At 72.2% G+C, this 9,478-nt stretch carries 5 protein-coding genes; 2 read left to right on the top strand and 3 right to left on the bottom strand.

The window, feature by feature from the left end; all coding sequences use genetic code 11:
* Positions 1–4,335: response regulator (locus Mterra_RS15770; protein WP_119316039.1), on the top strand; the 4,335-nt coding region annotated here is incomplete at its 5' end.
* Positions 4,336–4,341: 6 nt separating this feature from the next.
* On the top strand, positions 4,342–6,375 hold the full coding sequence (locus Mterra_RS15775) for a hybrid sensor histidine kinase/response regulator (RefSeq protein ID WP_119316040.1): 2,034 nt from the start codon (positions 4,342–4,344) through the stop codon (positions 6,373–6,375).
* 97 nt (positions 6,376–6,472) lie between these two features.
* Here the strand turns inward: Mterra_RS15775 and Mterra_RS15780 are convergent, their stop codons facing one another.
* The 3 genes from Mterra_RS15780 to Mterra_RS15790 all read right to left on the bottom strand — a co-directional run.
* Positions 6,473–6,898 carry a response regulator transcription factor gene (locus Mterra_RS15780; RefSeq protein WP_147372848.1) on the bottom strand — a complete coding sequence of 142 codons (426 nt, stop codon included), beginning with the start codon at positions 6,896–6,898 and terminating at the stop codon, positions 6,473–6,475.
* A gap of 159 nt (positions 6,899–7,057) precedes the next feature.
* Positions 7,058–7,447 (bottom strand): response regulator, encoded by a 390-nt coding sequence (locus tag Mterra_RS15785; RefSeq protein WP_119316042.1) that lies wholly within the window; start codon positions 7,445–7,447, stop codon positions 7,058–7,060.
* A gap of 218 nt (positions 7,448–7,665) precedes the next feature.
* Positions 7,666–9,478 (bottom strand): ATP-binding protein (locus Mterra_RS15790; protein ID WP_147372849.1); only part of this gene is annotated, 1,813 nt, incomplete at its 5' end.

Raw genomic sequence — 9,478 nt, forward strand, 5'->3', positions numbered from 1 at the left:
GGCCAGGCCCAGGTGCCGGGGGTGGCGGGGATCTGGAAGGACCTCACCGACAGCGTGAACTCCATGGCCGGCAACCTCACCGCGCAGGTGAGGAACATCGCGGAGGTGGCCACGGCCATCGCCAGCGGCGACCTCTCGAGGAAGATCACGGTGAACGTCAGCGGGGAGATCCTGCAGCTCAAGGAGACGCTCAACACGATGGTGGACCAGCTCAACGCCTTCGCCGGGGAAGTTACCCGCGTGGCCCGCGAGGTGGGCACGGAGGGCAAGCTCGGCGGGCAGGCGGTGGTCCCCGGCGTGGCCGGCACCTGGAAGGACCTCACCGACAGCGTGAACTCCATGGCCGGCAACCTCACCGCGCAGGTGAGGAACATCGCCCAGGTCACGACCGCCGTGGCCCGCGGCGACCTCTCGAGGAAGATCACCGTGGACGTGAAGGGGGAGATCCTCGAGCTCAAGGACACCATCAACACCATGGTGGACCAGCTCAACGCCTTCGCCTCGGAGGTCACGCGCGTGGCGCGGGAGGTGGGCACCGAGGGGAAACTGGGGGGCCAGGCCGTGGTCCCCGGCGTGGCGGGGACGTGGAAGGACCTCACCGACAACGTCAACGTGATGGCGGCCAACCTCACGGGGCAGGTGCGCAACATCGCCGAGGTCGCCACGGCCATCGCCAAGGGCGACCTGAGCCAGAAGATCACCGTGGACGTGCGCGGGGAGATGCTGCTGCTGAAGGAGACCCTCAACACCATGGTCGAGCAGCTCCGCTCCTTCGCCGCCGAGGTGACCCGCGTGGCGCGGGAGGTCGGGACCGAGGGCAAGCTGGGGGGCCAGGCGGTGGTGCCGGGGGTGGCCGGCACCTGGAAGGACCTGACCGACAACGTCAACCTGCTGGCCGCCAACCTCACGACCCAGGTGCGCAACATCGCGGAGGTCACGACCGCCGTGGCCCGCGGCGACCTCTCCCGCAAGATCACGGTGGACGTGAAGGGGGAGATCCTCGAGCTGAAGAACACGATCAACACGATGGTGGACCAGCTCAACGCCTTCGCCTCGGAGGTCACGCGCGTGGCCCGCGAGGTGGGCACCGAGGGCAAGCTGGGCGGGCAGGCCCAGGTGCCGGGGGTGGCGGGGATCTGGAAGGACCTCACCGACAACGTCAACGTGATGGCGGCCAACCTCACCGAGCAGGTGCGCGGGATCGTGAAGGTGGTGACGGCGGTCGCCGACGGCGACCTCAAGCAGAAGCTCACGGTCAACGCCAAGGGCGAGGTGGCGGCGCTGGCCGAGACCATCAACAACATGACCGGCACCCTGGCGACCTTCGCCGACCAGGTGACCTCGGTGGCGCGCGAGGTGGGGGTGGAGGGGAAGCTGGGCGGGCAGGCCGTGGTCCCCGGCGTGGCGGGCACCTGGAAGGACCTCACCGACAGCGTCAACCTCCTCGCCGCCAACCTCACCACCCAGGTGCGGGCCATCGCGGAGGTAGCCACCGCCGTGACCCAGGGCGACCTGACCCGCTCGATCCAGGTCGAGGCCCGCGGCGAGGTGGCCGAGCTGAAGGACAACATCAACACCATGATCAACAACCTGCGGCTCACCACCGACCGCAACACCGAGCAGGACTGGCTCAAGACCAACCTCGCCCGCTTCACCGGGATGCTGCAGGGCCAGCGCGACCTCGCGACGGTGGGCCGCATGCTGCTGTCGGAGCTGGCCCCGCTGGTCGGCGCCCACCAGGGGGTGATCTACCAGCTCGAGACCGAGGGCTCGCCGGGGCTGAAGCTGCTCTCCGCCTTCGCCGACGACCCCGGAAAGGGCCACCCGGCCCGCCTCGAGCTCGGCCAGGGCCTCATCGGGCAGTGCGCCCTCGAGCAGCGGCGCATGCTCATCACCGAGGTGCCCCCGGGCCAGCCCCCGGTGCGCTCCGGGCTCTTCGAGGCCCCGCCCCGCAGCGTGATCGTGCTGCCGGTGCTCTTCGAGGGGAAGGTCAAGGCGGTGATCGAGCTGGCGACGCTGGGCAGCTTCACCGCCTCGCACCTGGCCTTCCTCGACCAGCTCACCTCCAGCATCGGCATCGTGCTCAACAGCATCGAGGCCACCATGCAGACCGAGGGCCTGCTCAAGCAGTCGCAGCAGCTCGCCGCCGAGCTGCAGGCCCAGCAGCGCGAGCTGCAGCAGACCAACGAGCAGCTCGAGCAAAAAGCCCGCGAGCTCGCCGAGCAGAACGTCGAGGTCGAGCGCAAGAACCGCGAGATCGAGCAGGCCCGCCGGGCGCTGGAGGAGAAGGCCGCCGAGCTGGCCCTGACGTCGAAGTACAAGTCGGAGTTCCTCGCCAACATGTCCCACGAGCTGCGCACCCCGCTCAACTCGATCCTGATCCTGGGGCAGCAGCTCAGCGAGAACCCCGAGGGCAACCTCACCCCCAAGCAGGTCGAGTTCGCCCGCACCATCCACGGCGCCGGGACCGACCTGCTCAACCTCATCAGCGACATCCTCGACCTCTCCAAGATCGAGTCCGGCACGGTCACGGTGGAGGCCGAGGAGGTGGGCTTCAGCGAGCTGCTGGAGATGGTGGCCCGGCCCTTCCGGCACGAGGCCGAGAACCGCAGGCTGGGCTTCGAGGTGCACCTCGACCCCGGGCTCGGCCGCAGCATGGTCACCGACTCCAAGCGCCTGCAGCAGGTGCTCAAGAACCTGCTCTCCAACGCCTTCAAGTTCACCGAGCAGGGCGGGGTGCAGCTCAGGGTCTCGGCGGCGGCCGAGGGCTTCAGCCCCGACCACCCCGTCCTGCGCAACGCCGCGACCGTGGTGGCCTTCGAGGTCGCCGACACCGGCATCGGCATCCCCCCGGAGAAGCAGCGCATCATCTTCGAGGCCTTCCAGCAGGCCGACGCGGGCACGAGCCGCAAGTACGGCGGGACCGGGCTGGGCCTGGCGATCAGCCGCGAGCTCGCGAGCCTGCTGGGCGGGGAGATCCAGCTGCGCAGCACCCCCGGCACCGGCAGCTCCTTCACCCTCTACCTCCCGCTGCACTACACCGGCCCCTCCGCCGCCGCGCAGCCCGCCAAGACGGTGGTGTCGTACAAGCCCGCCTCCCCCAAGGCCGGCGAGCACCCTGCCGAGCCCCTCCCCGACGACCGCGCCGACCTGCGCCCGGGCGACATGGTGCTGCTGGTCGTCGAGGACGACCCCCACTACGCCCGCCTGCTCGCCGACCTCGCCCGCCGCGAGGGCTTCAAGGTGCTCATCGCCTCGCGCGGGGCCGAGGCGCTGAGCCTGGCCGCCGAGTACCGCCCCAACGCCATCTCCCTCGACGTGTTCCTGCCCGACATGCTGGGCTGGACGGTGCTGAGCAACCTCAAGCACAACCCCGCCACCCGCCACATCCCCGTGCAGGTCCTCACCCTCGACGAGGACCGGCAGCACGGCCTGGCGCGGGGGGCCTTCGCCTTCGTGACCAAGCCCTCCAGCGCCGAGGAGCTGGGCGCGGCCCTGGCGCGCATGCGCGAGTACGTCCGGCCGCGCCGGCGGCGGCTCTTGGTCATCGAGGACGACCCGGCCGAGCAGCTGAGCATCCAGGAGCTGCTGGGCCACGACGACGTGGAGATCTGCCCGGCGGCGAGCGGGGCCGAGGCCCTGCGGCTGCTGCGCTCGGAGCCCTTCGACTGCGCGGTGCTCGACCTGCGGCTGCCGGACATGAGCGGCTTCGAGCTGCTCGAGGCCCTGCGCCACGACCCGCAGCTGCGCGAGCTGCCGGTGGTGGTCTTCACCGGCAAGGAGCTCTCGCCCGAGGAGGACGCGCGGCTGCACACCCTCGCCCGCAGCGTGGTGGTCAAGGGGGTGGAGTCGCCCGAGCGGCTGCTCGACGAGACCGCCCTCTTCCTGCACCGGGTGGTGGCCGACCTGCCGGAGCGCAAGCAGGAGATGCTCCACCGGCTGCACCGCTCCGACGACGACCTCGTGGGCAAGAAGGTGCTGATCGTCGATGACGACGTGCGCAACATCTTCGCCCTCAGCAGCGTGCTCGAGCGCCACGGCATGACCGTGCTGAGCGCCGGCACCGGCCGCGAGGCCATCGCCACCATCGAGTCGCAGCCCGACCTCTCGATCGTGCTGATGGATATCATGATGCCCGAGATGGACGGCTACGAGACCATGCGGGTCATCCGGCAGAACCCCGCCGTGCGGCGGCTGCCCATCATCGCCCTCACCGCCAAGGCCATGAAGGGCGACCGCGAGAAGTGCCTGGAGGCCGGGGCCTCGGACTACCTGGCCAAGCCGGTCAACACCGAGCAACTGCTGTCGGTCCTGCGGACCTGGCTGCACCGGTAGGAGGCCATGGGCACCCCCGCCAACCTCGAACACCCCCACCCCCAGGCCGAGGCCGTCCCCGGCCGACAGGAGAAGGCGATGCAGCAGGGCGAGAAGGTCAACATCCTGATGGTCGATGACCAGCCCGCCAAGCTGCTGAGCTACGAGGCCATCCTCAGCGGGCTCGGCGAGAACCTCATCAAGGCCGACTCCGCGCGCTCGGCCCTCGAGCACCTCCTCAAGACCGACGTCGCGGTGGTGCTGATGGACGTGAACATGCCCGACGTAGACGGCTTCGAGCTCGCCGCCATGATCCGCGAGCACCCGCGCTACGAGCAGACCGCCATCATCTTCGTCTCGGCGGTGCGGCTGACGGAGGAGGACTTGGTGCGCGGCTACTCGCTGGGGGCGGTGGACTACGTCTCGGTGCCGGTGGTGCCCGAGGTCCTGCGGGCGAAGGTGGGGGTCTTCGCCGAGCTCTACCGCAAGACCCGCCAGCTCGAGCGCCTCAACCGCGAGCTCGAGCGGCGGGTGGAGGAGCGCACCCGCGAGCTGGAGGCCCGCCGGCTGGAGGGCGAGCGCACCTCGGCCCTGCTCGAGACCGTCCTCGCCAGCGCGCCCGCCGGGATCGCCGTCTACGACCGCGAGCTGCGCTTCGTGCGGGTCAACGAGGCGCTGGCCCGGCTGACCGGGCTGCCGGCGGAGGAGCACCTGGGCCGCACCATGGGCGAGGCGCTCCCCGCCTTGGCCCCCCTCGTCGAGCCGATCCTGCACGAGGTCCTCCGCACCGGCGAGCCGGTGCTCGACGTCGGGGTCGCCGGGCGCCCCGACCGCCCGGGCGACGGCGGCTACTACCTGGCGAGCTACTACCCCATCCGCGAGAACGGCGAGGTGTGGGGCGTGGGGGCCGTGGTGCAGGACATCTCCGAGCGCAAGCGGGCCGAGGAGGAGCTGCGGGCGTCGGAGGAGCGCTTCCGGCTGATGGCCGACGCCGTCCCGCAGGTGATCTGGATGACCGACGCGCAGGGGCGGGCGGAGTTCTTCAACCGCGAGTGGACCGACTACTGCGGGGTGCCCTTCGAGCCGACCACCACGGCGCAGCTCGTCGCGACCTTCACCCACCCCGACGACGCCCCGCGGGTCCTGGCGGCCTTCGAGGAGGCGCGGCGGACCGGCGGGCCCTTCGAGGTCGAGCAGCGCAACCGCTCGGCTTCGGGGGAGTACCGCTGGTTCCTCAACCGCGGCCGCCCCTACCGCGACCCCCGCACCGGCGAGGTCGTCAAGTGGTTCGGGGTCGGGGTGGACATCCACGACCGCAAGCTCGCCGAGGCCGCCCTGCAGGCGAGCGAGCGGCGCTACCGCGAGCTCTCGGAGGCCCAGAAGCGCTTCGTCAACGACGCCGCCCACGAGCTGCGCGCGCCGCTGACCGCCATCGTGGGCAACCTCCAGCTCCTCGCCCGCTTCAAGAACATGAGGAAGGCCGACCGCGAGGAGGCCCTGGCCGAGGTCACCCGCGAGGCCGTGCGGCTGTCGCGGCTGGTCAACGACATGCTCGCCCTCGCGCGGGGCGACGCGGGGCTGCGGCTGCGGCTCGAGCCGCTGCGCCTCGACGAGGTGCTGCGGGAGGCCTTCGCCACCGCGAGGGTGCTGGGCAAGGACCACCGGATGGAGCGGGGGCCCCTGCCGGAGGCGTGGGTGACCGGCGACGCCGACCGGCTCAAGCAGCTCGCGCTGCAGCTCCTGGAGAACGCCCTCAAGTACACCCCGGCGGGCGGGACGGTGCGCCTGGAGCTGGACCTGGGCGACGCCCACGCCGAGTTCCGCGTCGCCGACACCGGCGTCGGCATCGCCCCGGAGGACCTGCCGCACGTCTTCGAGCGCTTCTACCGCGCCGACCGGGCCCGCAGCCGGGCCGTCGGGGGCAGCGGCCTGGGGCTGGCCATCGCCCGGTGGATCGCCGAGCAGCACGGCGGGGGGATCCGCCTCGAGAGCGAGCTCGGCAAGGGCACGGTCGCCGTGGTGCGGCTGCCGCTCGCCCCGGACGCCCCCCGCGGCCGCTGAGGGCGGCTCCCACCAATGCCCCGCACGGCCGGGTTGGCTGGGCGGGGTAAAACACCCCCCGGGGACCGGGGGGTGTTTGGGGGGAACGCGGTGAGGCTCAGCCGGAGGTATCGCCGCCCGGGCCCTCCTCGTGCGCCGCGCGGGCGCCGCCCCCCCCGCCGGCCAGGGCCGCCCCGAGGAGCCCGTTCACGACCTCCACCAGCTCGGCGACGTGCACCGGCTTGGTCAGGTAGGCGCTCGCGCCGGCGAGCTCGCCGGGGAGGCTTTCGATCTCGTCCTTGGCGCTGAGCACCAGGACGGGCAGCGCCAGGCGCCGGGCCTGCAGGCGTTGCAGCACGGCCGCCCCGTCGAGGCCGGGCAGCATCAGGTCCAGGATCAGCAGGTCGGGGGGGTCGGACTCCAGGCGCCGCAGGCACTCCTCGCCCGAGCCCACCGCCTCCACCGAGCACCCCAGCAGCTCGAGGAGCCGCCGCATCAGGCGCTGCACCGAGGGGTCGTCGTCCACAACGAGGATGTGCTTCAATCAGGGTCTGCCTTCCGGGCCCTGAACGCAGCAGGGCCAGTCGGGAACGGCTAGAATGCCCCTGTCAGCGCGAATGTTACGGAAGGTCTTGGCTGGGGTAGTCGCTCGAGAGCTCTCGCTCTTAACCCCATTCTACACCCGGGCGACGCGGCCGCGCCCTCACGGCCCCGGGCCGCCCGCCGGCGGGCGCTCGAGCAACTGCCGCACGGCCCTCAGCAGCGCGTCGAGGGTCATGGGCTTGCTGTGGAACAGGTCGGCGCCGAGCTCGAGCGCCCGCCGCTCGAGCTCGGGCTCGCCGTAGGCGGTGAGGAAGAGCACCGGCAGCGCGGGCTTGCGGGCCTTGAGGCGCTGGAGCACGCTCAGCCCGTCGGTGTCGGGGAGGTTGTAGTCGAGGATCACCGCCCCCGCCGGCTCGGCCAGGGCGAGCTCGAGGCCGCTGCCCCCGTCGGCCGCCTCGAGCACCTCCAGGCCGCTCAGCCGCAGCACCCGGCGCAGGAAAGCCCGGATCGCGGGGTCGTCGTCCACGATGAGCACCAGTGAGTTGGTCATTCCAGACACCTGGCCGGGCCTGGGCAGCGCGCCCGTCCGTGCCGGCGGTCGCGGCAGGGGTCCGCCCCTGGGCGGCAGCGGAACAGCCCACGCTACCGGAGGCGGCTGAGGTTGGGCTGAGTGCGCGGCCGTCGGGGGGGCCTCGGGGGCGAGGGCGTTAACCGGGAAGCTTACGGCCGCCGGCCGGCACCGGGAGCCGGGAGGCCCCTGCCGCGCGCCTAGGGCTGGCCGCGGGCGAGGGGCAGCCGCACCACGGCGACGGTTCCCCTGCCCGGCTCGCTCTGTAGCCGGATCTCCCCCCCGTGCTGCTCGACGACCTGCTTGGCGATGGCCAGCCCCAGCCCGGTGCCCCCGGGGTCTGCGCCGCGCGAGCGGGAGGGGTCGGCGCGGTAGAAGCGCTCGAAGACGTGCGGCAGGTCCTCCGGGGCGATGCCGACGCCGGTGTCCCGCACGCGCAGCTCGGCGTGGGCGCCCCGGGCGGCGAGCTCGAGCCGTACCGTCCCGCCCGCCGGGGTGTACTTCACCGCGTTCTCCAGCAGGATCAGCAGGAGCTCCTTGAGCCGGTCGGGGTCGCCGGCCACCGTTACGGGGCCGAGCGCGTGCTCGAAGCGGTGCTCGGGGCCGAGCAGGCTGATCTGCCGCAGGCACTCGGCGGCGAGCTCCTCCAGCCGCACCGCCTGCGGCGGCGGCGGGGTCGTGGTGTCGCCGCGGGCGAGGGTCAGCAGGTCCCGGATCAGGCGGTTCATCCGCCGGGCCTCGCTGAGCGCGTCGCCCAGGGCCAGCCGGCGCTCCTCCTCGGGCATGTCGGGGAAGCGGTGGACGAGCTCGAGGTTGCCCAGCACCGTCGCCAGCGGGGCGCGCAGCTCGTGGGAGGCGTCGGCCACGAAGCGCTCCTGGGCCTCGACCAGCGCCTGCAGCCGGGCCTCGCTCGCGCGCAGCCGCTCCTCGGCCTGCTTGCGCCGCGTCACGTCGATGAAGTGCACCACCACGCCGTCGATGCGGTCCTCCACGGTGCGGTAGGGCGCCAGGCGCAGCAGGTAGTGCCGCTCGCCCTGCGACGTGTGCACGTCGCGCTCGAGGGTGTGCAGGCGCTCGAGCACCTCGCGGGCGTCGTCGGCGAGGCGGCCGTAGGCGAGCCTGTGGGTGAGGTGCTCCAGCGGGCGGCCCACGTCCGAGGGGATGATGTTGAACAGCTCGCGCACCGCCGGGGTGTAGCGCTTGATGTTGAGCGCGCGGTCGAGGAAGATCGTGGCGATGTCGGTGGCCGCCATGAGGTTGAGCAGGTCGGAGTTGGCGCGGCTGAGCTCATCGACCTTCTCCTTGAGCTCGTGGTTGAGCGTCGTCAGCTCCTCGTTGACCGACTGCAGCTCCTCCTTACTCGTCTCCAGCTCCTCCGACGCCGAGCGCAGCTCCTCGTTGATGGCCTGCAGCTCCTCGTTCGACGCCCGCAGCTCCTCCACCGAGGTCTCGTGCTGCTCGAGGGTCGCCCGCAGCCGCTCGCGGGTGCGCTGGAGCTCGTCCTCCAGCCGCCGCACCACCGCCTCGACGGCCTTGTCGCCCGCCAGGGTCTCCGACAGCGGCCTCGCCCCGCCGCCCGCGGCGGCGCCGGAGGCCTCGCGGCCCTCGAAGGTCACCAGGAAGTACTCCCGGCCCCCCTCCGCCGTCACGAACGGGTGCACGCCCACGCTGACCGCCCGCTCCTCGCCGCCGAGCCGCACGCGCACGTCGCGCACCTCGCTCGGGCGGCCCTCGGCCCTGGCGGCCATCAGCGCGGCCTGGAGGTCGAGCTGGAGGGCGGGGTGCACGAGCTTGAGGAGGTTGCGCGAGGGCTCGCCCCCGGCGAAGCGCAGGAACTCCCCGGCGTTCTCGCTCGAGTGCACGACCTCGTAGTTCTCGTCCACCAGGAGCGAGGGGGGCGCGAAGCGCTCGAGCAGCCGGTAGTGGAGCTCGCCGAAGGAGGTGCTCCCCTCGCGCTGGGGCTCCCGCCCCTCGGGCATCCGGGCCTGCCACCGGTCGGGCAGGGGGAGGGAG

The organism is Calidithermus terrae (assembly GCF_003574345.1).
GTDB lineage: Bacteria > Deinococcota > Deinococci > Deinococcales > Thermaceae > Calidithermus > Calidithermus chliarophilus.

Excerpts from the sequence above, each read along its gene's own strand:
- Mterra_RS15775 (WP_119316040.1), top strand. The coding sequence starts at position 4,342 with ATGGGCACCCCCGCCAACCTCGAACACCCCCACCCCCAGGCCGAGGCC.
- Mterra_RS15785 (WP_119316042.1), bottom strand. The coding sequence starts at position 7,447 with ATGACCAACTCACTGGTGCTCATCGTGGACGACGACCCCGCGATCCGG.